The organism is Polaromonas sp. CT11-55 (genome assembly GCF_047303325.1).
Taxonomy (GTDB): Bacteria; Pseudomonadota; Gammaproteobacteria; order Burkholderiales; family Burkholderiaceae_C; genus Polaromonas.
Genome location: NZ_JBKBEX010000003.1, coordinates 84,258 through 109,809 on the forward strand (window position 1 = coordinate 84,258; position 25,552 = coordinate 109,809).

At 66.2% G+C, this 25,552-nt stretch carries 19 protein-coding genes; 9 read left to right on the forward strand and 10 right to left on the reverse strand.

What is annotated here, in order from left to right:
• The first annotated feature begins 355 nt into the window (after nt 1–355).
• The 3 genes from ACEN8I_RS04000 (at nt 356) to ACEN8I_RS04010 (ending at nt 3,006) form a co-directional block, all read left to right on the forward strand.
• Nucleotides 356–2,056, forward strand: a complete 1,701-nt coding sequence (locus tag ACEN8I_RS04000; RefSeq protein ID WP_413326543.1) for a T6SS phospholipase effector Tle1-like catalytic domain-containing protein — start codon at nt 356–358, stop codon at nt 2,054–2,056.
• Between the two features lie 127 nt (nt 2,057–2,183).
• Nucleotides 2,184–2,621, forward strand: a complete 438-nt coding sequence (locus ACEN8I_RS04005; protein WP_413326545.1) for a DUF3717 domain-containing protein — start codon at nt 2,184–2,186, stop codon at nt 2,619–2,621.
• Nucleotides 2,622–2,685: 64 nt separating this feature from the next.
• Entirely contained in the window at nt 2,686–3,006 is a 321-nt protein-coding gene (locus ACEN8I_RS04010; protein WP_413326546.1) for a DUF2007 domain-containing protein, read from the forward strand.
• Here ACEN8I_RS04010 and purB read toward each other — a convergent pair.
• Nucleotides 3,003–4,394 (reverse strand): adenylosuccinate lyase, encoded by a 1,392-nt coding sequence (gene purB, locus ACEN8I_RS04015; protein ID WP_413326548.1) that lies wholly within the window; start codon nt 4,392–4,394, stop codon nt 3,003–3,005. The two genes, ACEN8I_RS04010 and purB, sit on opposite strands and share 4 nt — an antisense overlap.
• 135 nt (nt 4,395–4,529) lie before the next feature.
• Between purB and ACEN8I_RS04020 the strand changes: the two genes are divergently transcribed.
• Nucleotides 4,530–5,147: a glutathione S-transferase N-terminal domain-containing protein gene (locus ACEN8I_RS04020; RefSeq protein WP_413326550.1), complete on the forward strand. Its 618-nt coding sequence runs from the start codon at nt 4,530–4,532 to the stop codon at nt 5,145–5,147.
• Nucleotides 5,148–5,537: 390 nt separating this feature from the next.
• Here the strand turns inward: ACEN8I_RS04020 and ACEN8I_RS04025 are convergent, their stop codons facing one another.
• Nucleotides 5,538–6,128: a glutathione peroxidase gene (locus ACEN8I_RS04025; protein ID WP_413327050.1), complete on the reverse strand. Its 591-nt coding sequence runs from the start codon at nt 6,126–6,128 to the stop codon at nt 5,538–5,540.
• 333 nt (nt 6,129–6,461) lie between these two features.
• Here ACEN8I_RS04025 and ACEN8I_RS04030 point away from each other — a divergent pair, with 333 nt between their 5' ends.
• Genes ACEN8I_RS04030 through rfaE2 form a run of 3 tightly spaced genes read left to right on the forward strand, consistent with a single transcriptional unit; the run spans nt 6,462 to nt 8,194 of the window.
• A complete protein-coding gene (locus ACEN8I_RS04030) occupies nt 6,462–7,331 on the forward strand; it encodes a ferritin-like domain-containing protein (protein ID WP_413326552.1) in 870 nt (289 codons plus the stop codon).
• Complete coding sequence (locus ACEN8I_RS04035) at nt 7,331–7,681, forward strand: Rid family hydrolase (protein WP_413326554.1); 351 nt, start codon at nt 7,331–7,333, stop codon at nt 7,679–7,681. Before ACEN8I_RS04030 ends, ACEN8I_RS04035 begins: the two co-directional genes overlap by 1 nt.
• Before the next feature lie 9 nt (nt 7,682–7,690).
• Nucleotides 7,691–8,194 (forward strand): D-glycero-beta-D-manno-heptose 1-phosphate adenylyltransferase, encoded by a 504-nt coding sequence (gene rfaE2, locus ACEN8I_RS04040; protein WP_413326556.1) that lies wholly within the window; start codon nt 7,691–7,693, stop codon nt 8,192–8,194.
• A gap of 16 nt (nt 8,195–8,210) precedes the next feature.
• On the opposite strand, the gene ACEN8I_RS04045 is transcribed toward rfaE2, so the two are convergent.
• The 8 genes from ACEN8I_RS04045 to glnE form a co-directional block, all read right to left on the reverse strand.
• Nucleotides 8,211–9,455 carry a beta-ketoacyl-[acyl-carrier-protein] synthase family protein gene (locus ACEN8I_RS04045; RefSeq protein WP_413326558.1) on the reverse strand — a complete coding sequence of 415 codons (1,245 nt, stop codon included), beginning with the start codon at nt 9,453–9,455 and terminating at the stop codon, nt 8,211–8,213.
• Between the two features lie 27 nt (nt 9,456–9,482).
• Complete coding sequence (locus tag ACEN8I_RS04050; protein ID WP_007870140.1) at nt 9,483–9,722, reverse strand: acyl carrier protein; 240 nt, start codon at nt 9,720–9,722, stop codon at nt 9,483–9,485.
• A 115-nt stretch (nt 9,723–9,837) separates the two neighbouring features.
• The gene (locus ACEN8I_RS04055) at nt 9,838–10,884 is read right to left on the reverse strand and encodes an SDR family oxidoreductase (protein WP_413326560.1); all 1,047 of its coding nucleotides are present in this window, start codon (nt 10,882–10,884) and stop codon (nt 9,838–9,840) included.
• Between the two features lie 154 nt (nt 10,885–11,038).
• Complete coding sequence (locus ACEN8I_RS04060; protein WP_413326562.1) at nt 11,039–14,146, reverse strand: efflux RND transporter permease subunit; 3,108 nt, start codon at nt 14,144–14,146, stop codon at nt 11,039–11,041.
• Between the two features lie 11 nt (nt 14,147–14,157).
• A complete protein-coding gene (locus ACEN8I_RS04065; RefSeq protein WP_413326564.1) occupies nt 14,158–15,300 on the reverse strand; it encodes an efflux RND transporter periplasmic adaptor subunit in 1,143 nt (380 codons plus the stop codon).
• Between the two features lie 48 nt (nt 15,301–15,348).
• Nucleotides 15,349–16,878, reverse strand: a complete 1,530-nt coding sequence (locus tag ACEN8I_RS04070; RefSeq protein WP_413326566.1) for an efflux transporter outer membrane subunit — start codon at nt 16,876–16,878, stop codon at nt 15,349–15,351.
• Entirely contained in the window at nt 16,865–17,623 is a 759-nt protein-coding gene (locus tag ACEN8I_RS04075; RefSeq protein WP_413326567.1) for a CerR family C-terminal domain-containing protein, read from the reverse strand. The genes ACEN8I_RS04070 and ACEN8I_RS04075 overlap by 14 nt, the downstream gene beginning before the upstream one ends.
• Before the next feature lie 45 nt (nt 17,624–17,668).
• Entirely contained in the window at nt 17,669–20,431 is a 2,763-nt protein-coding gene (gene glnE / locus ACEN8I_RS04080; RefSeq protein WP_413326569.1) for a bifunctional [glutamate--ammonia ligase]-adenylyl-L-tyrosine phosphorylase/[glutamate--ammonia-ligase] adenylyltransferase, read from the reverse strand.
• Between the two features lie 73 nt (nt 20,432–20,504).
• On the opposite strand from glnE, the gene ACEN8I_RS04085 reads away from it, so the two are divergent.
• Together ACEN8I_RS04085 and ACEN8I_RS04090 are read left to right on the forward strand one after the other, a co-directional pair.
• Entirely contained in the window at nt 20,505–24,743 is a 4,239-nt protein-coding gene (locus tag ACEN8I_RS04085) for a YhdP family protein (protein ID WP_413326571.1), read from the forward strand.
• A gap of 2 nt (nt 24,744–24,745) precedes the next feature.
• Nucleotides 24,746–25,552 (forward strand): carbon-nitrogen hydrolase family protein, encoded by an 807-nt coding sequence (locus ACEN8I_RS04090; RefSeq protein WP_413326573.1) that lies wholly within the window; start codon nt 24,746–24,748, stop codon nt 25,550–25,552.

Below are 25,552 nucleotides of genomic sequence, written 5' to 3' on the forward strand. Positions count from 1 at the left end.
GTTCGGCTCTGGGACTGGTGCCGCGAACGCCTCGATCAAACCTGTTCAGGTTTCAATCGAAGGTCTGGCTCGACATGCAGTGTCGCTGCATGCCCAGCAAGCCGGAAGTGTGAACTTCGTAATGACGACTTGCTGTTAGCGATTTTGCTGTGGTGTCTGTTATCGAATATTGCAGCAAAACGAGGGAGTTACTCCCCTTCGTCTGGATATTTGACAATAAAAACGGATTTTTTGCAAATCCCCCGTTCATCCAGGCCTGAGTGCACCCTGCTCCTCCATCCGGGGGGGGTGACAGCGGCCCGCCCCGGGCTTAAGGTTGCTCCCGTTCCCCCATCCACGGCGAAGGAGCGCGTCCATGAACAGGCAATTGATCATCTGCTGCGACGGCACCAACAACAACCTGACCGGCGGCGCCAGGGACACCAACGTCACCAAGCTGTGCGGTTTGCTGGCGCCGGACGCCAACGACCAGCTGCTGTACTACGACCCTGGCGTGGGCAACCCCGGTGAGCTGCCCGGCGCGTCCCTGACCGACAGTGCCAGCCGCATTTTCGAGCGGCTGCACGGCCTGGCCTTCGGCAAGGGCGTGTATGAAAACATCGCCGAGGCTTATGTGTTCCTGATGCGGCATTACCGGCCCGGCGACCAGATTTTCCTGTTCGGCTTTTCGCGCGGCGCCTTCACGGCGCGCAGCATAGGCGGGCTGGTGACGCAGTTCGGCCTGTTGCGCTCCGAGATGGAGGGCCTGGTGCCCACCCTGCTGCACGTCTATTTTTCGGACCGCGAGCTCGGCGGCCGCAAATACACCGCGATCCGCGACCAGATCAGCCGGCTCTTTGCCTCCGAGCAGACCCGCGCGGCGCCGGTCTGGTTTGTCGGTGTCTGGGAAACCGTGTCCTCTGTGGGCGCACCTTTGCTGAGCCGCACTATCACCGCCTCGCCGACCATTGTCGGCAAGCGCTTTCATCATGTGCGCCAGGCACTGGCCCTCGACGAATACCGCCGCTCCTTCGAGCCGCGCCCCTACTATGTGGATCCCGCGCACGACTATGCGGCCGGCGGGCAGAGCATTACCCAGCTGTGGTTTTCGGGCGCGCATTGCGACGTGGGCGGGGGTTATGTCCAGGCCGAGGCTCGCCTGTCGCTTGATGCCCTGCTCTGGATGCTGCAGGAGGCCGCTGCTTGCCAGCTGCGCCTGCGCGCCGGCCTGCTGGATGCCGCGGGCCAGCTCGAGACGCAGGCGGTGCTGGCTGCGCTGGCGACGCCCGCCCCCGGCGGCCCGCCTCCCCGGCCTCGCATCCACAGCGAGACTTATTCCACGGCCCTGTGGGCGCTGGCCGGCCTGCAGCAGCGCAATCCGCATGTGGTGCTCGACGCCGGGAAGCCGCAGCGGGTGGTGCCGGTGGAGCACCCTTCGGTGGCGGCGCTGGGCCTCTCCTTTCCCGCCGATACGGTCTGGGCGCGCCGCCGGCCTGTGGCGGGGCTGTTGGTGGCGCTGGCCCTGGCCGTGGTTTTCTGGTTGCTGGCAGGCGGGTTGTTGAACGGCAGTATCGTGCCGGCCCGCATGACGCTGTGGGAGTGCCTGCTGGCCTTGGGCCGGGATGCCGGCCAGGCGGCGGCCGCCAACCTGGCCCTGGCGCGCTGGCAGATCGGCTGGGTGGCGTCCTGGGCCTATCCGCTGGCCACGCTGCCGCAAGCGGCCGGCCGTGTGGCCGGCGCTGTGTGGGCCGATTTCGGCCTGGTGGCCGCCTATGCCTTCATTCTGGCCCGCGCCGTGACCTGGGCGTTCGCCCGCATCGTGCGCGTGCAGCGCGCCGGGCACAGGCCGCCGGCCTTGCTCAACGCGCTGGGTTTGGCTGCCACCGTGGCCGTTTTGGGCGACGTCGCGGAGAACCTGCTGACGCTGGCCCTGGTGTCGGCCTTTCCCTGGCCCTTGCTCGCCGGGGTGGAGCCCTTGCTGGGGCTGGCCATGACCGTGGCTGCGCTGGCCAAATGGGTGGGGCTGCTGGGCTGTGGGGTCTTGTTCTTCTGGGGATTGGCCGCCAGATCGTCCTGACGGCGGCTAAACCCGCGCGGGGAAAGCGATTTTGCCGTCTGGCCGATAATGAACGGCCCGGCTCAGCGGCTTCGCGCATTCTTCTTCCTTGGCGCGGCCAGCCCCCTAATTTGGTACTTTATTTCCCATGCCCGGCATCCACATCACCGATATCGAAGCCGCCATCAATTACTGGCGCGATAAAAAGCCCTCGCCCGATGGCATCACGCTGGCACCCGAGCTGCGCGCCCTGGCCGAGGTCTATGCGCTCATGGTTTTTTACCATGAGGACGAGGCCGACGAAAAAACCTTCCCGCCCAAGGCACTCGCGGCGTGGCGCGCCTGGTATGACACTACCGCCGACACGCCCTGCATCGCCATCTGCTCGACCAGCCAGGGCGACGCCCTGTGCAAGGGCTGCGGCCGCACTTTCGACGAGGTGCAGCATTGGCCCGAAATGACGCCCGGCGAAAAGCGCGCGACCTGGCGGCGCATCACGCAGGAGGCCAGCGCTTGGCGCTTTGGCCGCTATGCCGACCGGGCCCTTGAGGGCAAGACGCCGGCCCCCGAGGACGAAAAGGTTTGATTTCGAGGGCGCCAAAGCTATCAATTTGGTAGCGAATGCTTGTCAAGCGGACTACACTGGCTGCATGCTCAGACTGGCCCGCGCTCCCAATATCGCCATCGCCGCACTGTGGGTGGACGCCTTGCGACAGGCGGGCTTTGCGGCCAGTGTGCAGCGTTATTTCCTGGGCAGCGTGGCCGGTGAGCTACCGCCCGACCAGTGCCTGCCCGAAGTGTGGCTCACGCACGACCACGAAGAGGCGCGCGCGAAAGAGTTGCTGCACAGCTTGCAGAACATGCCGCAGCGGCGCTGGCTGTGCAGCTGCGGTGAGATGGTGGAGGGCGGGTTCGAACAATGCTGGCAGTGCGGCGCCGACATGCCGGAGCCGCCTGCGGCGTCCGCCTAGACGCGCTTGGCGAGCTCCGCCGCCAGGCCGACATAGCTGCCCGGCGTCATGGCCAGCAAGCGGGCTTTTTCGGCTTCGGGAATTTCCAGCGAGCGGATCAGCGCATGCAGGTCTTCGGCCTTCACGGTCTTGCCGCGCGTGACTTCCTTGAGCTTTTCATAAGCGCCCTGCACGCCGTAGCGGCGCATCACGGTCTGTATCGGCTCGGCCAGCACTTCCCAGGAGTTGTTGAGGTCGTCGCTGAGCGCTTCGCGGTTCAGCTCGAGCTTGTTCAGGCCCACGCTCATGGAGTTGTAGGCCAGCACGGCATAGCCCAGCGCCACGCCCATGTTGCGCAGCACGGTGGAGTCGGTCAGGTCGCGCTGCCAGCGGGAGATCGGCAGCTTCTCGCTAAGGTGGCGCAGCAGCGCGTTGGCCAGGCCCAGGTTGCCTTCGGCGTTTTCAAAGTCGATCGGGTTGACCTTGTGCGGCATGGTGGAGGAGCCGATTTCGCCGTCCTTCAAGCGCTGCTTGAAGTAACCCACGCTCACATAGCCCCAGATGTCGCGGGCCAGGTCGATCAGGATGGTGTTGGCGCGCGCCACGGCGTCGAACAGCTCGGCCATGTAGTCGTGCGGCTCGATCTGGATGCTGTAGGGCTGGAAGGTCAGGCCCAGGCCCAGCGGCTCGGGAGTTTCGATCACGCCGCGGCTGAAGGCCTCCCAGTCGAAATCGGGCCAGGCCGAGAGATGGGCGTTGTAGTTGCCCACGGCGCCATTCATTTTGCCCATCAGTTTGACGGCGGCGATCTTCTCGCGCGCATTGGCCAGGCGCACCACAACGTTGGCGATCTCCTTGCCGACCGTGGTCGGGCTGGCGGTCTGGCCGTGCGTGCGGCTGAGCATGGGCTCGTCGGCGAACAGATGAGCCATCTCGCGCAGCTGGGCGATCACCTTGTCGAGCGCCGGCAGTACCACCAGATCGCGGCCACTTTTGAGCTGCAGCGCGTGGCTGGTGTTGTTGATGTCTTCGCTGGTGCAGGCGAAATGCACAAATTCGCTGGCGCCCTTGAGTTCGGGCCTGGCCTCGAATTTGGACTTGATCCAGTATTCGACGGCTTTCACGTCGTGGTTGGTGGTTTTTTCGATGTCCTTGATGGCTGCGGCATCGGTTTCCGAGAAGTTCTTGACCAGGCCCAGCAGATAGGTGCGGGCACCTGGGCTCAGCGGCTTGAATTCGGCGAATTTGGCGTCGGACAGCGCGATGAACCAAGCCACTTCCACCTGGACGCGGCGGTGCATATAGCCTTGCTCGGACATGAGGGGGCGTAACTGGGCAAGCTTGCCGGCGTAGCGGCCGTCCAGCGGGGACAGGGCGTTGATGGTGGAAAACGGGGTGGAAGAGCTCATCCTCCAATTGTAGGGCGCCCCCGGGGGCCGGCCCGCGGGACTGTCCAGATTTGCGACGTTTGGAGGAGCCTGTCAGCCGAGGCCCGGGCTTACTCGATAGAATGCACTTCCCTCGGACCACGATCTCACACCACCATGAAACTCATCGGATCCGCCACCAGCCCCTATGTGCGCAAAGTGCGCATCGTAATGGCCGAGAAAAAGCTCGACTTCCAGTTCATCCTGGAAGATGTCTGGGCGGCGAACACCACCATCAGCGCGTCCAACCCCCTGGGCAAGGTGCCCTGCCTGGTCATGGAAGGCGGCGAAGCCGTGTTCGACTCCCGCGTGATCGTCGAATACCTGGACACCCTGTCGCCCGTCGGCAAGCTGATCCCGACCCAGGGCCGTGAGCGTGCCGAAGTCAAAACCTGGGAAGCCCTGGCCGACGGCCTTGTCGACGCCGCCATCCTGGCGCGCCTGGAAGCCACCTGGAGCGGCCGCAGCGCCAAGCAGCGCAGCGATGCCTGGATTGACCGCCAGATGGGCAAGATAGACGCCACCCTCAAGGCCATGAGCACCGGCTTGGGCGACAAGGCCTTTTGCAGCGGCATCCACTTCAGCCTGTCAGACGTGGCGGTCGGTTGCGCGCTGGGCTATCTTGATCTGCGCTTCACGCAGGTCAACTGGCGCGAACTCTATCCCAACCTTGCCAAGCTGCAGGACAAGCTGATGCAGCGCGCCAGCTTCGCAGAAACGATTCCGCCCGGCTGATCAAACAAGGAGTGGCTTCGGCCCGGTTGTTCGCCGCGGCGGGGTGAGCACCCGTAGCCAAGGGACCGCAACGCGCAAGGGCGCGCCGCCCGTGGGCGGGGCCTTGCTGGCTGGAATATAAAAATGCTGCGAAGCGCCCCGGCGCGAACGAGGGAGGGAGGGAGGAGGAGGAGCGCCCCGGGATTGCAGCTGAACCTGGACGGTCCAGAAGGCTTCGCAACAATGAAACTGTTTGTGCCAGCGCTGCTTGTGACAGCAATATGCGCTTGCGTAAGTATGAGCGCACAAGCTGCCTGGAGTTCCCCCCGGCGACGCTGCATCAGGTAAATTTTTGTTAACGACGCTGCGGCCGGTGTGGCATGCCGAAATGGCCGCGTACGGCGTTGCGCTTCACGGCGCCGCCACAAGCTGCTTTTCGATCTCCTGGATGAAGGATCGGCCGGCCGGATCGGCCGTGGAGTTGAAGCTGGTGACGCTGTTGCCGTCCCGCGCGATCACGTATTTGTAGAAATTCCAGCGCGGCGTGGTGCCCGTTTTGGCCGCCAGCTGCTTGAAAAGCGGGTTGGCGTCTTTGCCGGTCACGCTGGTCTTGGTGAACATCGGAAATTTCACCCCGAAAGTGTTTTCGCAGAAGTCCGCTATCTCCTTGTTGCTGCCGGTTTCCTGCGAAAAGTCGTTGGAGGGAAAGCCCAGTACCACCAGCCCCTGGTCCTTGTATCTGGCGTAGAGCGCCTCCAGCCCCTTGTATTGGGGCGTGAAGCCGCAGAAACTGGCGGTATTGACCACGACCACCACTTTTCCGCTGTACTGGCACAGCGACTGCGGTTTTTCATCCTGCAGGCGCAAAAAGTTTTGTTGCAAAAGACCCGGGCAGGCCGCAGGCGCCGGTCCGGCCGGGGCCGCTGCCGCCGGGCTGGCGGTGACCAGGGCGCCGCAGCAAAGTATGCCCAGCAGGAGGATTCGAGGCTTGTAGGCGGGCATGGTTAAACTCACGGGCAATTGAGTGGTACGTGGATGGCGGTTCATTCTGACGCTGTTCGGTTTGTGGCACAAATTGTCTGGACGGGAGACCCCACAGCGGGCGTTGCGGCATTTGTGAGATTCAATATTTTTGAATGAAAAAATGCGGCTGAAATCGAGCTTCACGTAGGCAAACATGCCGGAATGAGCCCGAATTTGCCTGATTTGCCGGTAAATTGCCGACAAATCGCAAGTTGTCACATTAGCCGCCTAAAATCACCCCTAATACCCAGGATGCGCCCTACAGCGTCCAAGGCAGATTTATCCGCGAATTCGATCGCGAAGGAGTTCTCAATGCTTTACCCCGAACTGTTCAAACAACTTGAATCCGTCCGTTGGGACATGGACAAGGACATTCCATGGGCCAGTTTTGATCCGGCCAAGCTGACCGATGAGCAGGCCCAGACCATCAAGATGAATGCCATTACCGAATGGTCCGCATTGCCCGCCACGGAAATGTTCCTGCGCGACAACAAGGATGACAGCGATTTTTCGGCCTTCATGTCGATCTGGTTCTTCGAAGAGCAAAAACACTCGCTGGTGCTGATGGAGTACCTCAAGCGCTTCCGGCCCGACCTGGCGCCCACCGAAAAAGAGCTGCATGAGGTTCGCTTCGAATTCGAACCCGCGCCCGCGCTGGAAACCCTGATGCTGCATTTTTGCGGTGAGATTCGCCTGAACCACTGGTACCGCCGAGCCAGCGAGTGGCACACCGAGCCGGTCATCAAGCAGATCTACACCCAACTGAGCCAGGACGAAGCGCGCCACGGCGGCGCTTACCTGCGCTACATGAAACGCGCCATCAACAACTTCGGCAATGAGGCGAAATCCGCCTTCACCAAGGTCGGCGTGCTGATGGCCAGCGCCCGCCGCACGGCGCAGGCTCTGCACCCGACCAATCTGCACGTGAACAAGAGCCTGTTTCCGCGCGACACCATCCAGAGCCGCCTGCCCAACCCGGAATGGCTGGAGCACTGGCTGGACACGCAGATCAAGTTCGACGCGGTGTGGGAAGGCAAGGTGGTTGAGCGCATCCTGCACAACCTGAGCCTGCTGATGAACCAGAGCTTCAAGACCGTGCAGGAGCTGAACCGCTACCGCAAGGAAATCGGCAAGGAGCTTGCCGATTCCATCGCCGCCAAGCCCTCACCCGCCGGCGCCTGATGCAGGACCTGCGCTGGCCGAGCAGCGCCGGCGGCAGGAGCCGGGTGGTTGCCCGCGGCGCGCAGGTGTTCGCGGTGGCCAACGCCAGTGATCCTGAACTGGATTTCGATGGCCAGCTCTCGCAGACTCTGGAGATGCTTGACCTCCACCTGGCACATGTGGGCGCTACGCGTGCCGCCCTGCTCAGCGTACAGATTTTCCTGGTTGATATGCAGCACAAAAAGCAGCTGGACACCGCCTGGCGCGCGTGGATAGGCGAGGACAGCGCCGCCTGGCCCCAGCGCGCCGTGGTGGGTGCCCAGCTGGACGGCGGCCTGCTGGTCGAGATCGTGGCCCAGGCCTTCCGTTAAAGTCGCGGGATGCCTAGCCATCCCCAGCCCCCAGAATTCCTGAAAAAAATCGTCTCCCGCGAGGAGGCGCCGCGGCGCCTGGCCACGCTGCCCCGCCCAATCGTCTTCACCAATGGGGTGTTTGACGTGCTGCACCGCGGGCATGCCAGCTACCTGGCCCAGGCGCGCGCACTGGGCGGCAGCCTGGTGGTGGCCCTGAACACCGACGCCTCGGCCCGGCGGCTCGGCAAGGGGCCGGACCGGCCGCTGAACAACGAACAGGACCGCGCCATCATGATGGCCGCGCTGGAATCGGTGAACCTGGTCACCTGGTTCGACGAGGACACGCCGCTGGAGCTGATTTCCGCGCTGCGGCCCGACCTGCTGGTCAAGGGCGGCGACTACGACATGGACAAACTCGCTGAAACGGCGGTGGTCAGGGCCTATGGCGGCGATGCCCGGGCGATCCCGTTTGTGGACGGTTATTCGACTACCGCGCTGGTGAAAAAAATCAGGGCCTCGGGCGGCGCTTGACGCCGGCGCGACAGGTTCAGGCGGCCTTGGCGATCAGTACGGCATTGGATCCGCCGAAGGCGAAGGAGTTGGACATCACCGCACGCAGGCCCTTTGCGCCGCGCGGCGTCAGCGGGACGAAGTCCAGGTCGCAGCGCGGATCGGGGTGGTGCAAAAAGGCCGTAGGCGGTAGCTGCCCGGCGCGCAGGGCCATCACGCTCGCGATAAATTCCATGGCGCCCGCCGCGCCCATGGCATGGCCGTGCACACCTTTGCTGGAACTGATGGGCAGGTCCCAGGCCAGCTCCTGGAAAGCCAGCTTGATGGCGCTGGTTTCCACAACGTCGCCCACATCGGTTGCGGTGCCGTGGGCATTGAGGTAGCCGATGTCGGAGGCCCGCATTCCCGCATCCGCCAGCGCCAGCGTCATGGCGCGCGCCTGGCCTTGGGCGTCGGGCTGCGTCAGATGGTGGGCGTCGGTGGTGGAGGCGTAGCCGCAGAGCTCGGCCAGGATGGTGGCGCCGCGGCGTTTGGCGCTTTCCCATTCTTCGAGCACCAGCATGGCGGCGCCTTCGGCCAGCACCAGGCCGCTGCGGTCGGAAGAGAACGGGCGGCAGGATGTTTCGGGGCCGTCGGCGTGGGGTTTGGCCAGGGTATGCATGGCTTGCCAAGCCTTGATGGTGCCGCGGTTAAGCAGCGCTTCCGAGCCGCCGGCCAGCATGGCGTCGGCATAGCCGTGGCGAATCTGCCGGAAGGCCTCGCCGATGGAAGCGGCCGACGAGGCGCAGGCGTTGGAGATGGTGCTGCTCGGCCCTTTCAGGCCGAATTCCATGGATACATGGGCGGCAATCGCGTTGTTCATCGCCAGCACCACGGTCATGGGGCGCAGGCGCGCAACTTTTTGCTCGAGCAGGGCCGTGTAAGCCACATCGGTGGAACTGGCGCCGCCGCTGCCCGTGCCCAGGGATACACCAAAGCGCTCGGCGGCAAAGCTGTTGTGCACAGCGGTGAGATCACCCAGGCCGGCCTGCGACATGGCTTCGCGGCCAGCCACCAGCGCAAACTGGCTGACGCGGTCCATGGTCAGAAGCCGGGCGCGCGGGAAATGGGGGTCGGGATCAAAATCGATCGCGCCGGCCAGCACGCTTTCGGTGCCGGTGGGAAAGGGGATGTCAACGGCGCGGATGCCGGAGCGGGCGGTCAGCAGGGCGTCAAAAAAAGCCGGGGTGCCGGTCCCCACGGCGGAGATGACGCCCAGACCCGTAATGGCAACGCGACGCATGGATGTCCTGGGGCGCCCGCCAGGGGCTTAAGCGGCGGGCTTGCCCGATGGCAGCAAAGGCTCAATCAGTTGAACCATTTCGGCCAGAGTCCGGGGCGGGTTGGCCTGGTCGGGAATCTGGATGCCGAACTGGTCTTCGATCTGGAAGAGGAATTCGATGACCGCCAAGGAGTCCAATCCAAGGCTTTCCAGCGTGGCATCAGGCAGCAGTTTTTCCTCGCTGATGCCAAATGTCTCGGCAAAAAGTTTGATCAAATCAGAATTCATCACCCAACCAGTACTTGTATGTGCAAAGCGTCATTGTCCCACCATCGCTGTGACAGCTGACTTTTGTGCAGACCTCGGGGTCATTCTACAAAAGCGGTGGCGTTGTTTTTGTGCTTCAGGGTGTGTACATCTGCCGGACGGCGTCCGACAGGCTGAATGTTCCCAGGAGCTCTCCTAAATAGCTGACAGGCGCCGGTGCAATGGCCGCCGCACCGATTTCGGCGCGCAAACGGGCGTTGCTGAACACCGCATCGGCTGTCAAAAAAGGCAGATAGGGTTGCAGTGCCTCGAACATCCAGCGCTGGCGGGCGAATTTGGGTGTCGGGACGAAGTCGCGGCCCCGCATCACCAGCTTGCCTATGCCCGGCATGGTGGCCGTCAACTCATCGGCCAGCACTTTGAACGTCATGGAATCTTCACCGGTTGACACGTGGTAGCAGTCGTGGGCCAGTTCGCCCTTGAGCAGCATTTCGGCGAAAGCGCCGGCGATAAAGTCCACGGGCGCGAAATCGAGCCTGGCCAGGGGGTCCAGGGGAACGTCCCCCAATTCGGCCATCACGGGAATCGACCACAGCATGTTGCGGGAAAGCTTGGCGTCGTCAATGCCGCGCGACAGCACAATGCCGGGGCGCAGGCTCACAAAGGGGCTACCGGCGGCGCGCAACAGGGTCTCAGCGTCGCGCTTGGACCGGATGTAGTCATTGGCATAGCCGGCAAAGGGCATGTCTTCCGTGATCACGCCGCGCGGCTCGGTGGTGACCGCTGCGGTGCCGACGAAAAAGCCGCGCTGAGAGGGGCCCAGTTTTTTGAGGATGCCGGAAAACTGCTCGGCCGCCTTGATATTGATAGGGTAAACCCCTGCGCCGGGCTTGAAGGACGTGCTGGCCGCCGAGTGCAGGATCACGTCGGCGGATTGCAGCACGGCTGTGCTCAGGCCGAAATTGGGCTCTATGACGTCGCCAGCTTCGGCGGACACCATCTCGGCGAACTCGGGTTTCCACAGAACGCTCTTTTTCAGGCGCTCCAGGAGGCGGTCGCGGGCTTGGTTCGAATCGGCGGCGCGCACCACAGCCGTGCTGTAGACGCCGCGCGCGGCCAGAAGAAGCATTAACTCGCCGCCAATCAGGCCGGTTGCGCCCGAAAGCAGTACGCGTTTAGACATGTGAAGAAATGTAAAGCAGAACCTGGAAGTATAAGCCAGCCCATGTGACAGAGCTGCAAAATCCCACTGGGCGAAACCGTCTAAATCAGCACAATCACACGCCGGCCAGGCTTTTTTTGGCGAGGAGACAAGAGCCTCCTCGCCGCGCCCCGGCTTATTCCCCAGCCTGGGCCGGGGCGGGGCTTTCGCCGCGCCGGCCGCGCAATCGCCTGCTGGTGCGCCGGATGAAGTGCTCCAGGTCGTCGATATAGGTGAACACCGCGGGCACCACCAGCAGGCTGAGGACGGTGGATGTGATCAGGCCGCCGATCACGGCTATCGACATCGGCGAGCGAAAGCTCGGGTCGGCCGCGCCCAGGCCCAGGGCGATGGGCATCATGCCGGCGCCCATGGCCAAGGTGGTCATGATGATGGGACGCGCGCGCTTGTGGCAGGCGTCCAGCAGCGCGTCCCAGCGCGACATATTGTGGTCGCGCCGTGCCACGATGGCGTATTCCACCAGCAGGATGGAATTCTTGGTGGCGATGCCCATGAGCATGACGAGGCCGATCAGCGAGGGCATGGAAAAGCTCTTCTGTGCGATCAGCAGGCCGACGAAGGCGCCGCCCAGGGACAGCGGCAGCGCCGCCAGGATGGTCACCGGGTGCAGGAAGTCCTTGAACAGCAGCACCAGCACGATGTAGATGCACAGCACGCCGGTTGCCATGGCCAGCAGGAAGCTGCCAAACAGCTCGCCCATGACTTCGGCGTCGCCGATTTCCACCACCTTGACACCCGCCGGCAGGTTCTTGATCGCCGGCAGCAGCTTCACCGCCTCGGTGATGTCGCCCAGGGCCTGGCCCGACAGCTCGATTTCAAATTTCACGTTGCGCGATCGGTCGTAGCGGTCTATGACCGCCGGCCCACCGGTGATTTCCAGCGTGGCCACTTGCCCCAGCATGACCGGGCCGACGCCGGGCTTGACGCTCGGCACGGCCAGGCGCTCCAGCACGCTCAAGTCCTTGCGGGCCGCGTCGTCGAGCTTGACGACGATGGGCACCTGGCGCTGTGAGAGGTTGAGTTTAGGCAGCGATTCCTCGTAGTCGCCGACCGTGGCGATACGCAGCGTCTCGCCCATGGCCGCGCTGGTCACGCCCAGGTCCGCCGCGCGCGCGAAGTCCGGCTTGATGGCGATTTCAGGCCGCACCAGGCTGGCGCTCGATGAAATATTGCCCAGGCCGGGAATGGTCCGCAGGTCTTTTTCCACCGCCATCGCGGCGGCCTGCAGCGCGTTGGCGTCTTCGGCCGTCAGCACCAGCATATAGGCTTCGCCGGATCCGCCCAGGCCGACCTTGCTGCGCACGCCGGGCAGCGATTCCAGGGCCGCGCGCATTTTGTTCTCTATGCCCTGCTTGCGCGGGCGTTCGTTGCGCTCGTCGAGCAGAACGGTCAGCGTGGCCTTGCGGGTTTCCGCCGCGCCCTGCATGGCGAACGGATCCCCGCCGGCGGTACCACCGCCTATGGTGGTGTAGACGTTCTTGACGTGCTCGACCTTGCTGATGAGCTGGCGCGCGTGCTCCGCCGAGGCCCTGGTCTGGGCCAGCGTCGCGCCAGGCGGCAGCTCCAGGTAGACCTGGGTCTGCGAGTTGTCGTCGGCCGGGATGAAGCCCGTGGACAGCAGCGGGATCAGTGCCACCGAGCCGAAGAAAAACAGCGTGGCCAGGATCATGGTCTTCAGGCGGTGATGCAGGCACCAGGAGGCGGCCCGCATGTACCACTTCATCCAGCCCGGGTCGCTGTGCGTGCCCACCACGGGCTTGAGGATGTAGGCCGCCATCATGGGCGTGAGCACCCGCGCCACCACCAGCGAGGCGAACACGGCCAGCGAGGCGGTCCAGCCGAACTGCTTGAAGAACTTGCCGGCCACGCCGCTCATGAAGGCGGTGGGCAGGAACACCGCGATCAGGGTGAAGGTTGTTGCCACGACCGCCAGGCCGATTTCGTCGGCCGCTTCCATCGCAGCTTCGTAGGGCGTTTTCCCCATGCGCAGGTGGCGCACGATGTTCTCCACCTCGACGATGGCGTCGTCCACCAGGATGCCTATCACCAGCGAGAGCGCCAGCAGCGTGATCACATTGATGGAGAAGCCCAGCATGTGCATGCCGATGAAGGCCGGGATTACCGACAGCGGCAGCGCCACTGCGGAGACGAAGGTGGCGCGCCAGTCGCGCAGGAACAGCCACACCACCAGCACGGCAAGGATGCCCCCTTCGTAGAGCAGGTGCATGGAGCCGTCGTATTCCTCCTGCACCGGCTTGACGAAGTTGAAAGCCTCGACGAGTTCCACGTCGGGGTATTGCCGCTTGAGCTCGGCCAGCGCGGCCTGCACGGCGGCGCCTACCGCGACCTCGCTTTCGCCGCGGCTGCGCGAGACTTCAAAGCCCACGACGGGTTTGCCGTCCAGCAGCGCGGCCGCGCGCGGCTCGGCGGTGGTGTCGGTCACAGTGGCGACCTGGTCCAGCCGTATGCGCCGGCCGTCGCTCAGGGCCAGCTCGATGCCGGCCAGTTCCGCGGCCGACTTCACCGTCGCCAGGGTGCGCATGGGCTGCTCGCTGCCGCCCAGGTCGGCGCGCCCGCCGGCGCTCTCCGTCTGCACCTGGCGCAACTGGCGGGAAATGTCGGACGCCGTGGCGCCCAGGGCCTGCAGGCGCGACGGGTCCAGCGCCACGCGCACCTCGCGCGAGACGCCGCCCACGCGGTTGACTGCGCCCACGCCGCGCACCGCCAGCAGCTTGCGCGAGACGTCATTGTCGACGAACCAGGACAGCGCCTCCTCGTCCATGCGCGGCGAACGGATGGTGAAGGCCAGCACGGGCTGGCCGGCCAGGTCCATCTTGGAGACCACGGGCTCGCGCACGTCGGCGGGCAGTTCGCTGCGCACCTTGGAGACCGCGGCGCGCACATCGTCCACCGCTTCCTGCACGGGTTTTTCGAGCCGGAACTCGGCCGTGATGGTGGCGCCGCCGTCCTGCACCTTGGTATAGATGTGTTTGAGGCCCTGCACCGTGGCGATGGAATTTTCCAGCTTGCGCGCCACTTCGGTTTCGAGCTGGGCGGGCGCCGCGCCCGGCAGCGAGGCCGACACCGTCACCGTGGGCAGGTCGATGTCGGGAAAGTTCTGCACCTTCATTGCCTTGAAGGACAGCATGCCGGCAAAGGTCAGCAGCACAAACAGCATGACCGCCGGAATCGGGTTCTTGATCGACCAGGAGGAGACATTCATGGGCCTGCTCCTTACTTGCTGGCGACCGGTGCGGCGGGGACGGCGTCGCTGACCCTGACCAGGTCGCCGTCGTTCAGGAAGCCCGCGCCGCTGACGACGATGCGCGCGTCCGGGGCCAGGCCGGAGGTGATCTCTACCCTGTCGCCGGCCAGCCGGCCGGTCTGCACCTTGAGCTGGCTGATGCGGTTGTCGGCATTGAGGCGAAACAGGTAGTTAAAGCCGTCGCGTACCACCAGCGCCGGCTGCGGCACGGTCAGCGCGGGCGTCTCGCCCAGCTCGAACTCCCCGCGCGCGAACATGCCAGCCTTGGCCGGCGACGCCATGCCGGCGGAAACCGGCAGGTCCACATAGACGAGCGCCGCGCGGGTTTGCGGGTCCACGCTGGGAGCGATCATGCGCACCCGGCCCTTGAGTTCAGCGCCGCTGGCGGCCACCACCCTGGCCATGGTGCCGGCCTTGATGCGGCCCAGCTCGGCGGAGGTCACCTCCGCGCGCCACTCGAGGCGCCCGCCCCGTATCAGGCGGAACAGTTCGGTGCCCTGGGGTACCACTGAGCCGACCGTCGCGGTGCGGGCGGAGATCACGCCGCTGTCGGGCGCCAGCACCTGGGTGTTTTTGCCGCGCAGCTGCTGCGCGTCGAGCACGGCCTTGGCCGCCTCGACGCGCGCCTTGGCAGTCTGCTCGGCGGTGTTGTACTGGTTGATCTGCTGGTCGCTCAGTGCGCCCGAGCTGGCCAGGGTGCGCGCGCGCGCCGCGTTGTCGGCCGCGTCGGCGGCGTTGGCCTGCGCCTCGATCAGGCTGGCGCGGGCCTGCGCGGTGTCGGCCAGCACGCTGTCGCCCGAAAACACCGCGAGCACCTGCCCGGCCTTGACTTGGTCGCCGACGTTGGCCTGCACCTGCACCAGCCGCAGGCCGTTGGACTCGGAGCCGATCACGGCTTCCTGCCAGGCCGTGATGTTGCCGTTGGCGCTGAGCTTGACCGGCAGCGTCATTTGCCGCGGCAGCGCCGTGGCGACGGTCAGGGCGGGCTTGGCGGTGGGCGGGGTATCCCCTTTGGCCTGCGAGCGGGAAAGGAAAAAGGCGGCACCGCCCGCCACCAGCACGGCAACGGCGACCAGGGCGATGGCAAAAGGGGTGGGCTTGAGTTTTGGCATGGTGTGCAAGGGCTCTGTCAAAGGTGGCGGAGTGATGGCGTGGCGGCCTCAGGGCGCGGTGATGGCTGCGGGGGTGAATGGGGCCGGTACGTCCGACACCAGGGGCGGCACCGGCGGCTCGGCCGTGGTCCAGCCGCCGCCCAGTGCGCGGTACAGCGCGACCCAGGCGCTGCGGCGTTCGCGCTGCAGCGTGACCACATTGCTTTGCGCCGCCAGCAGCGTGCGGCGGGCGTCCTCGAGCTCGACCAGGCTGGCCAACCCGCTCCTGTAGCGGGCCTCGGTGCCGGCGAAGGAGGCGCGATAGCCCTGCGCGGCGACCTCTGCGTCCTCGTTGCGCTCGGCGGTGCTTTGCAGCTTGACCAGCGCTTCCTCCACCTCCTGCACGGCCTTGCGCACGCTGGCGCGGTACTGGGTCGCGGCATCCTCGTAGCGGGCCTTGGCGGCCTCCACATTGGCTTCGCTGGCGCCGCCATCGAAAAGCGGGACGGTCAGCTGCAGCGGCCCGACCGTCCAGGTGTCAAACCGCTGGGTGGAGGCGCTGGTGCGCGACTTGGTGGTGAACACAGAGCCGCTCAGGCTCAGCCTCGGAAAGCGCTGCGCGCGCGCGCTGCCCACCTCCAGGTGGGCCGCATCCACCTCGCGCGCCGCGTTGAAGATGTCGGGCCGTTGGGCCAGCACCTCTGCGGGCACGCTGATGACGGGCGCTATGGATTCCCGTGTCAGGTCGACGGGAGCGCCGGCCAGCTTTTGCCGCAAGGCGGGTTCCTCGAGGGCCGTGAGCGCCACCAATGACTTGATATCCAGGTCGCACAGCGTGCGCTGCTGGATGGCGTTGCCGTGTCCTTCCGCGGCGCTGGCGCGGGCCAATGCCGCCGTGGCAGGAGCCTGGAAGCCGGCCTTGGTGCTCAACTCCGAGAGCCGCGCGGTTTCGGCCCGCGAGGCGGCGTCGGCGCGTGCGACCTCCAGCAGTTTTTCGCAGGCGCGCAGGCTGTAATACTGCGTCGCGACTTCGGCGGCGACTGAAACGCGCGCCGCATGCCATAAGGCCTGGGAGCCTTCAAAGCGCTGCTGGTCGGCATCCCGGCTGGCCGCGTACTGGCCGAACAGGTCGATTTCCCAGGACGCCTGCAGGCCCGCTTCCAATGTCGTGGCAATCGGCGGTGTCGCCCGGTTCACCGGGGCCGAGCGGCCGCGGCTGGCGCTGCCGATGGCGTCCAGCGTGGGCAGCATGGCCGCGCCGGAAGCCACGCGCGAAGCCCGCGCCTGCTCGATGTTGGAGCGCGCCGTCGAGACGCTGGGGCTGACGGCCTCCGCCGCCATGATCAATTCCACCAGCAGCGGGTCGTTTTGCTGCGCCCACCAACGGGACAGTCCGGCCAAGCTGCCGCTGTGGGGTAAGGTCGCCGTGGTGCCCGGCGCCGCGGCCGGCAGGGGTGCTTGCCATTGCGTCGGAACGGGAGCGGCCGGCGCGTTGTGGGGAAGGTCCGTGGCGCAGCCGGCCAGCAGCAGCGCGCAGGCGGCCGAGAGCCCCAATGCCGGCAGGCGGGACGGTTTGCGCCGGGAATCAGGTTTTTTCATGGCTTGCGGTTTTCAGGTGCGGCGTGCCGGCCGCGGGATGGTCGAGAAAGTGCGTACGGCGCGTCGTGTCGACGGCGACCATGGCCTCGGCATAGGCCACCAGGCTGGCGGCCCACTGCTCCACGGCATCGGGCGCGCCGAACAACTGGGGCCGGATCGCGTCCACCACCTCGCGGCTGATGAACATGTGAATGGCCAGGCCGGTGATGGAAAAAGCCAGCCTGTGCACCTCGTCGTCGGCCTTGGAAAGCCCCAGGTGGCGGCACAGCACCTTTACCAGCGCCGCGTGCGCGGGCTTGATGCCGTTGTCGATTTCTTCGGCCCACAGGCCCGTGGGCTCCAGCATCTCGCGAAAGTGCAGCCTGGTCGACAGCTGCACCAGTTCACCCTGGCGCAGGGGCTCCAGGAACCCCGCGAAAAAACCTTCGAGTGACTGGTGCAGCGTGAAGTGCGGCTGGTCGTACAGCGCGATGTCGTCGCGCGCGCTGCCCAGCGGCTCGGTGAACACGGCGCGGTACAGCCCCGCCTTGTCGCCGAAGTAATAGCTGATGGCCGCCACGTTGGCACCCGCGGCCTGGGCGATGTCGCGTATCGAGGTCTTGGCAAAACCCTTCTCGGAGAACAGGCGCAGCGCCGCGTGAAGCAGGTGCGCCCTGGCGTGAGCGCCGTCGGAGCGCTGCTTGCGGGCTTCGCCCTCGGTGCTGACGGTGCGCGAAACTGTTTTGGGGCGTGGATCGGCATTCATGTGTCCGCATTAGAGCACATGAGTCAAACAAATGATTGAATTAAATCAATCGTTTGATTTGAAAGTGGATATCCATAGCTGCCGGATGGCGTCGCACTCCGCCTGCAGCGCCGGCGGGCTGACCTGGGTCGGCTCCTCGTTGAGGCGCGCGCGGTGCTGGACACGGCGCAGTTCGCGGTAGGCGGCGGCCGCGCGCTGGCCCACGCCGGGCGGCAGCAGGCCGGCGGCTTCGGCGCGTTGCAACAGGGAAATGTTGCCCACGTTGGCGATCAACTCCGGGTGCCGAGCGGATTCGGACAGCACCAGGAACTGCACGGCGAACTCGGCGTCCACCATGCCGCCGGGGCTGTGTTTCACGTCGAATTTGTCGCCCCGCACCGGGCGCGCGCTGCGCACCTTTTCGCGCATGGCGACGATCTCGCCGCGCAGTGCCGCGGTGTCGCGCGGGGCGGTGATGACGGTCTCGCGCACCTGGTCAAAGCGCTGGCGCAGCGAATCGCCGCCGAGTACGCAGCGCGCGCGCGTCATGGCCTGGTGTTCCCATGTCCAGGCGGTGTTGCTGCCGCGCTGCTGCTGGTACCGGGTGTAGGCCTCGAAACTCGTGACCAGCAGGCCCGAATTGCCGTTGGGGCGCAGGGCCGTGTCGATTTCGAACAGGTCGCCCTCGCCGGTCTTGATGGTCAGCCAGTTGATCAGCTTGCGCACAAAGGCCGCATAGACCTCGGGCGCGCGTTCGTCCTCGTCCTCGTAGACGAAGACGATGTCCAGGTCGCTGCCGTAGCCGAGTTCCTTGCCGCCCAGCTTGCCGTAGGCAATGACGGCGAACTGCGGCGTTTCGCGATGGCGGTTTTTCAGGCGCTGCCAGCACCAGCGCGCGGTGATGTCCAGAATCGCCTCGGCCAGCGCGCTCAGGTCGTCGGCCACCTGCTCGACCGTGAGCACGCCTTCGAGGTCGCGCGCCAGCGTGCGAAAAACCTCGGCATGATGGGCGCGGCGAAGCAGGTTCAGGCAGGTTTCTTCGTCGTCCTCGCCGGTGCTGCGCAGGGCCGCCAGCCGTTGCTCCACGTCGCGGGCGAAAGCCGTGCCGTCAAAGCGTTCCTTGAGCAGCTCGTCGCTGGCCAGCTCGTCGATCACGCCGGGGTGCTGCAGCAGGTAGCGCGCGGGCCATTTGGCCGCGCCCAGCAGGCGCAGCAGGCGTTCATGCACGGCCGGCCGCTCCAGCAGCAGCGCCAGGTAGCTTTCGCGCCTGAGCAGGGGTTCTATCCAGTCGAGGATGCGCACGGCGGCGTCTTCCGTCACCGTGCCCTCGGCCAGCCAGGCGGCGGTGCGCTGCACCAGCCGCGTCAGGCGTGCGCGCGAATCCTCGCGCAGGCCCAGCACGCGGGGATGCTGGCGCCACAGCGCCAGGCGCGCGCGGAACTGTTCGGGCCATTGCTCCGACAGCTGCTCCAACAGGTCGTCAAGCTGCTGCGGCGCGGCCTTGGCCTTGCCGCCGCAGCCCTTGCAGTCGGCCTTGCCGCCCAGCAGCTTGTCGAACTCGCCGGCCACCAGTTCGCGGTGCGCGTCGAGTTCGCTGAGAAAGGGGCAGCAGTTGTCGTAGCCCAGCGTTTGCGCGATCCAGGCCAGGTCGTCGTCGCGCGTGGGCAGCACATGGGTCTGCTGGTCGTCCAGGTACTGGATGCGGTGCTCCACCCGGCGCAGGAAATCGTAGGCCCGCGCCAGCGCGTCGGCCGTTTCTTGCGGCATCAGGCCCGCGCGGGCCACGCGCTGCAAGGCGTCCACCGTGGGTCGGGTGCGCAGCTCCGGAAACTGTCCACCGCGCACCACCTGCAGCAGCTGCACGGTGAATTCAATTTCGCGTATGCCGCCGCGCGACATCTTGACGTCGTTGGCGCGTTCGGGGTGGCCGGCGCAGCGCTTGGCCGCATGCTCGCGGATCTGCCGGTGCAGCGTGCGCAGCGCGTCGAACACGTTGTAGTCGAGGTAGCGCCTGAATACAAAGGGCAGCACCGGGCCGCGCAGCGCCTGCGCGGCGCCGCTTTGCACGCATGCCAGCGGTGCCACCACGCGGCTCTTGAGCCAGGCAAAACGCTCCCACTCGCGGCCCTGCGCCTGGAAATACTCTTCCAGTGCGCTGAGTGAGACGGCGGAGGGGCCGGAATTGCCGTTGGGCCTGAGCGCCAGGTCCACCCGGAAGACAAAGCCGTGCTCGGTGGCGTCGCCGATCAGGCTGAAGACGGCCTTGACCTGGTGTGCGAAGTATTCGTGATTCGAGATCTGCCCGCGGCCGTCGCTGCGCCCGGCGGTTTCACCGTGGTGGTCGTAGACATAGATCAGGTCGATGTCGCTGGAGACATTGAGTTCGCGCGCTCCCAGCTTGCCCATGCCGACCACCCACATCCGGGCGCGCTCCCCGTCAGGGGCTTGCGGCGCGCCGTGCTGGGCGTCGAGCATGATGCCCGACTCCCGCATGGCCACGTCGAGGGCCAGTTCCGCCAGTTCGGTCATGGCGCAGGTCACGACCTTCAGCGGCGCCTGCTCTTCGCTGGCGCCGTCGCAATCGAGCACCACCAGCCTTTCCATCACCAGCTGGCGTAACACCCGCAGCGCGGCGCCGGTATCCAGCCCCTGCGTCAGCAGGGCATCCAGGGCGGTCTGCATGCTTGCCCGAACTGGTGCGCCGGGGGGCAGCAGCGCAAGCCATTCGGCATAGCGGCGGCGAACGCGCTGGACAAAGCGGGAATAACCTGACGCGGCCGGCCCGGCGGCGGAGGGAGAGTCAGGGCTGGCGGTCAGGGCAACGGTCATCACACTACTTCACAAAACTTCATGGTCTCACGCCGGGCGGATAAGGGCGCCGGCGGTCATAATTCTCTGCTCAATGGAGCCAACGATTCCCAGCCTGTCCACCCTGCCGCCGCGCCGCCTGCACTGGCTTGCCTTGATTCTGCGGATCCTGTTGTGGCTCGTCGGCGCGGCCTGGCTCCTCTTTGGCCTGAGCTGGTTCGTGCTGCATGGCTGGATTGTGCCGCGAATCGGCGAATTCCGTCCGCGCCTGGAAATAGAGGCCAGCAAGGCCTTGGGGGTGCCCGTGCGCATAGGCGGCATCACCGCACATTCGCAGGGCATGATCCCTTCCTTCGAGTTGAGCGACGTCACCCTGCTGGACGCGCAGGGCCGCGAAGCGCTGAGGCTGCCGCGCGTGCTGGGCGCCCTGTCGCCTTCCTCGATCTGGGGGCTGGGCTTTGAGCAGATCTACATCGACAAGCCCGAGTTGGACATACGCCGCGCTGCGGACGGGAAAATCTATGTGGGCGGCCTGGACGTCTCACAGGACCGGGCCGGCGGCCAGAGCGCCGCGGCTGACTGGTTTTTTTCGCAAACCGAGTTCGCCATACGCGGCGGTACCGTGCGCTGGACCGACGAATTGCAGCGGGCCCCGCCGCTGGCGCTCACGCAGGTCGACTGGGTCATGCGCAACGCGCGGCGCCGCCACCTCTTGCGCCTGGACGCCACGCCGCCCCCCGAGTGGGGCGACCGCTTCACCGTCAGGGGCATGTTCCGCCAGTCGCTGCTGTCGGGTAGCGCCGGCGACTTCGACGCCTGGACCGGCCAGCTGTTCGCCGAATTCGGTCGCGTCGACGCATCGCGCATCCGCCAATACCTGAGCATGGACACGCTGGGCGTGGAACTGACGCGCGGCAACGGCGCGCTGCGCGCCTGGGCGGATGTGAACAAGGGCCGGATCACGGGTGGTACCGCGGACGTGGCACTGCAAGACGTGGATGCCCGCTTCGGCGCCAAGCTCCAGCCGCTGGCCTTTGAATCGGTCGCGGGCCGCATAGGCGGCGGCCAGCGCGCCAACGGCTTTGACTTCAACACCGAGGGCTTGCGCTTTCGCACCCGCGACGGCCTGCAGTGGCCGGGCGGCAATGTGGCCCTGGCGCACACCGGCGATGAGGCCGGCGTGCCGCAGCACACTGAGCTCAAGGCCGACAAGCTCGATCTGGCTGCGCTCGCGCAGATCGCCAACCGCCTGCCACTTGATGCCGCCACGCATGGTTTCATCGCCTCCTTCGCGCCCAAGGGACTGGTGGAGACGGTCGAGGCGCGCTGGCAAGGGCCTATCGCCGCGCCCAGCACCTATGCTGCGAAAGGCCGGGTGGCCGGCCTGAGCGTTGCGGCGCTGCCGGCGCCCCAGCCACAGGCGGCGGCCGCTGCCGCCGCGCCGCATGCCACGGCACATCCCAGGCCCGGCAGGCCGGGCATCAGCGGTGCTGCTATCGACTTTGACCTCACTCACGAGGGTGGGCAAGCCAAGCTCAAGATCGCCAACGGTGCGCTCGACCTGCCCGGCGTTTTTGAAGATTCGCTGGTGCCTTTCGACCAGTTGGCTGTCGAGGCCCAATGGAAATTCTCGGGCCGCAAAATCGAGGCGCAACTGCGCAACCTGCAGTTCGCCAATGCCGACGCGCAGGGCCAGGCGCAGGCCAGCTGGCGCACAGAGGACGTGGCCGGCCCGGTGCCCGCCGCGGGCGCGCCCGACCTGCGTTTTCCCGGCGTGCTCGATCTGCAGGGCAGCCTGAGCCGTGGCGATGGCGCGCGGGTGCACCGCTATCTGCCGCTGGTGCTGCCCGACCCCGTCCGCCACTATGTGCGCGACGCGGTGGTGCAGGGCCAGGTCAGCGACGTGAAGTTCAAGGTCAAAGGCCCGCTTGAGCACCTGCCCTTCACCAACCCGGCGCAGGGGGATTTCCGGGTGTCCGCCAAAATTCGCGGCGGCCATTTCGCCTATGTGCCCAAGACCATACAGCCGGCCGGTGCGGCGCCCTGGCCGGCCCTGACCGAGCTGGGCGGCGAACTGGTCTTCGACCGTGCCTCGCTGGAAGTGAACGGTGCCAGCGGCAAGGTCGCCGGCCTGCCGGGTCTGCAATTGGCCAAGGGCGAGGCGCGCATTCCGGACCTGACCCATGATTCGACGGTCCACGTGAACGTCGAGCTCAAGGGCGCGCTGGCCGACGCGCTGGGCTTCGTCAACCAGTCGCCGGTGGGCAACATGACCAGCCACGCGCTGGCCGGGGCCAAGGCCAGCGGCACAGGCGACTATCGCTTTCGCCTGGAATTGCCCATCCATTCGATCGACAAGTCGCGCGTCGAAGGCACGATCACCCTGCCCGGCAATGACGTGCAGTTCGCGGCGGCCGCACCTATGCTGGCAAAACTCAAGGGCGTGGTGAACGTCAGCGAAAAGGGTTTTTCCGTTGCCGGCGGCCAGGCCAAACTGCTGGGCGGCGATGTGCGCTTTGACGGCGGCCTGAGCACGCACCCGCGCGCCACGGGCAGCGCCGAAACGGAAACCGTCGCGACCTTCAAAGCGCAAGGCAGCGTGAGCGCCGAGGGACTGCGTCAGGCCAGGGAGCTGGGCCCGCTGGCGCGCATGGCGCAAAACGCCAGCGGCAGCACGGCCTACACCGCGACACTCGGGTTTCGCCGCGGCATGCCGGAGCTGGCGATTTCCAGCAACCTGCAGGGCATGGCGCTGAACCTGCCCGCGCCCCTGAACAAAACCGCCGACGCGATGCTGCCGCTGCGTTTTGAAAATGCCTTGCTGCAGGCCTCCATGGGCCCAGGGCAAAAACTTGAAGACCAGCTGTCGGTCTCGATAGGACGCACCGCCTCCGTGGCCTACGTGCGCGACCTGAGCGGCAGCGAGCCGCGCGTGATTCGCGGCGGCATTGCCGTGGGCCTGGAGCCCGGCGAGGCCGCGCCCATGCAGGAGACTGGCGTCGCGGCCAACATCAACCTGGCCCATGTGGACCTCGACGCCTGGCAGAAACTGCTGGGGGACTCCACGGTGGGCGGCACGCCGCAGGCAGCCCCGCCGGCGGCATCCGCGGCGCTCAACCGCGCCGCCGCGAATGCCACCATGAGCTACCTGCCGACCACCATGGCCATACGCGCCCGCGAGCTGGTGGTGGAAGGGCGCAAGCTCAACAACGTGGTGGTGGGCGGTTCGCGCGAAGGCCTGACCTGGCGCGCCAACATCGACGCCACTGAGCTCAACGGCTATGTTGAATTCCGCCAGCCTGGCGGCATAGGCGCCGGCCGCGTCTATGCGCGGCTCTCGCGCCTGAGCCTGGAGCCCGGCACGGCCAATGAGGTGGAGGCCATCCTCAACGAGCAGCCGGCCAGCATCCCGGCCCTGGACATCGTTGTGGAGGACCTGGAGCTGCGCGGCAAGAAGCTGGGACGGGTCGAGATCGACGCCGTCAACCGCGGCGCTTCAAGCGCGGCGCGCGACGGCGTGCGCGAATGGCGGCTGAACAAATTCAACGTGATCCTGCCCGAGGCCGTGCTGACGGCCAACGGCAACTGGGTGGCCCTGAACGCGCAGGCCGCCGCTGCCGCGGGCGGCAACCGCGCCGCGCGCGCGGCCGCCGAACGCCGCCGCACGGTGATGAATTTCAAGCTCGAAATCGCCGACTCGGGCGCCCTGCTCAAGCGTTTCGGCATGGGCGAGGTGATTCGCCGCGGCAAGGGCAAGCTCGAAGGCCAGGTGGCCTGGGTGGGGTCGCCGCTGAGCTTCGACTACCCGTCCATGAGCGGGCAATTCAACGTCAATGTCGAATCGGGGCAGTTCGTCAAGGCCGACCCCGGCATCGCCAAGCTGCTGGGCGTGTTGAGCCTGCAGTCCCTGCCGCGTCGGCTGGCGCTGGATTTTCGCGACGTCTTCTCCGAGGGATTCGCCTTCGATTTCGTGCGCGGCGACGTCAACATCAACCAGGGCGTGGCCCATACCAACAACCTGCAGATGCGCGGGGTCAATGCCGCTGTGCTCATGGAAGGCTCGGCCGACATCGCCAGGGAGACGCAGGACATCAAGGTCGTGGTGGTGCCGGAGATCAACGCCGGCACGGCCTCGCTGATCGCCACTGCCATCAACCCTGCCATCGGGCTGGGCAGCTTCCTGGCGCAGATGTTTTTGCGCCGGCCCCTGATACAGGCGGCCACCCAGGAGTTCCACATCGACGGCACCTGGTCTGATCCCCGGGTCACCAAGCTGGACCGCAAGGCCCAGGCCGACAACAAGCCCAGCCAGGCTTCCACGGAGACGCGCTGACCATGAAAGTAGCCGCAATTCAAATGGTGTCGGGTACCCGCATCGAGGACAACCTCGAGGTGGCGCGCGAGCTGCTCGGGCAGGCCGCGGCACAGGGCGCCGAACTCGCGGTGCTGCCCGAGTACTTCTGCATCATGGGCCGCAAGGACACCGACAAGCTGCAGTTCCAGGAGTCCCCGGGGCAGGGGGCCATCCAGGATTTCCTGAGCCGTTCGGCGCGCGCGCTCGGGCTGTGGATTGTGGGCGGCACCCTGCCCATGGCCACGGATGATCCCGGCCGCGCGCGCAACTGCTCGCTGGCCTACGCGCCCTCGGGCGAGTGCGAGGCCCGCTACGACAAGATCCACCTCTTTCGCTTCGCCCAGGGCCAGGAAGACTACGACGAAAGGCGCGTGCTGGAGCCCGGCACTCAGCCCGTGCGCTTCGAGCTCGCGTCGCGCGACGGCCATGTCTACACCATAGGCATGAGCGTCTGCTACGACCTGCGCTTCCCCGAACTGTACCGCGCCCTGGAGGCCGACGTGCTGCTGGTGCCCAGCGCCTTCACCTACACCACCGGCCAGGCGCACTGGGAAGTCCTGCTGCGCGCGCGGGCCATCGAAAACCAGGCCTATGTGCTGGCGGCGGCCCAGGGCGGCGTCCATGAAAACGGGCGCCATACCTGGGGCCACACCATGGCTGTCGATCCCTGGGGCCAGATCCTGGCCGAGCGCGAGGAGGGCCCGGGAGTGGTGATGGCCGAAGTCCTCGGCAGCAACCTGCGGGGTGTGCGCGAGCGCCTGCCGGCCCTGCGCCACCGCGTCCTGTGA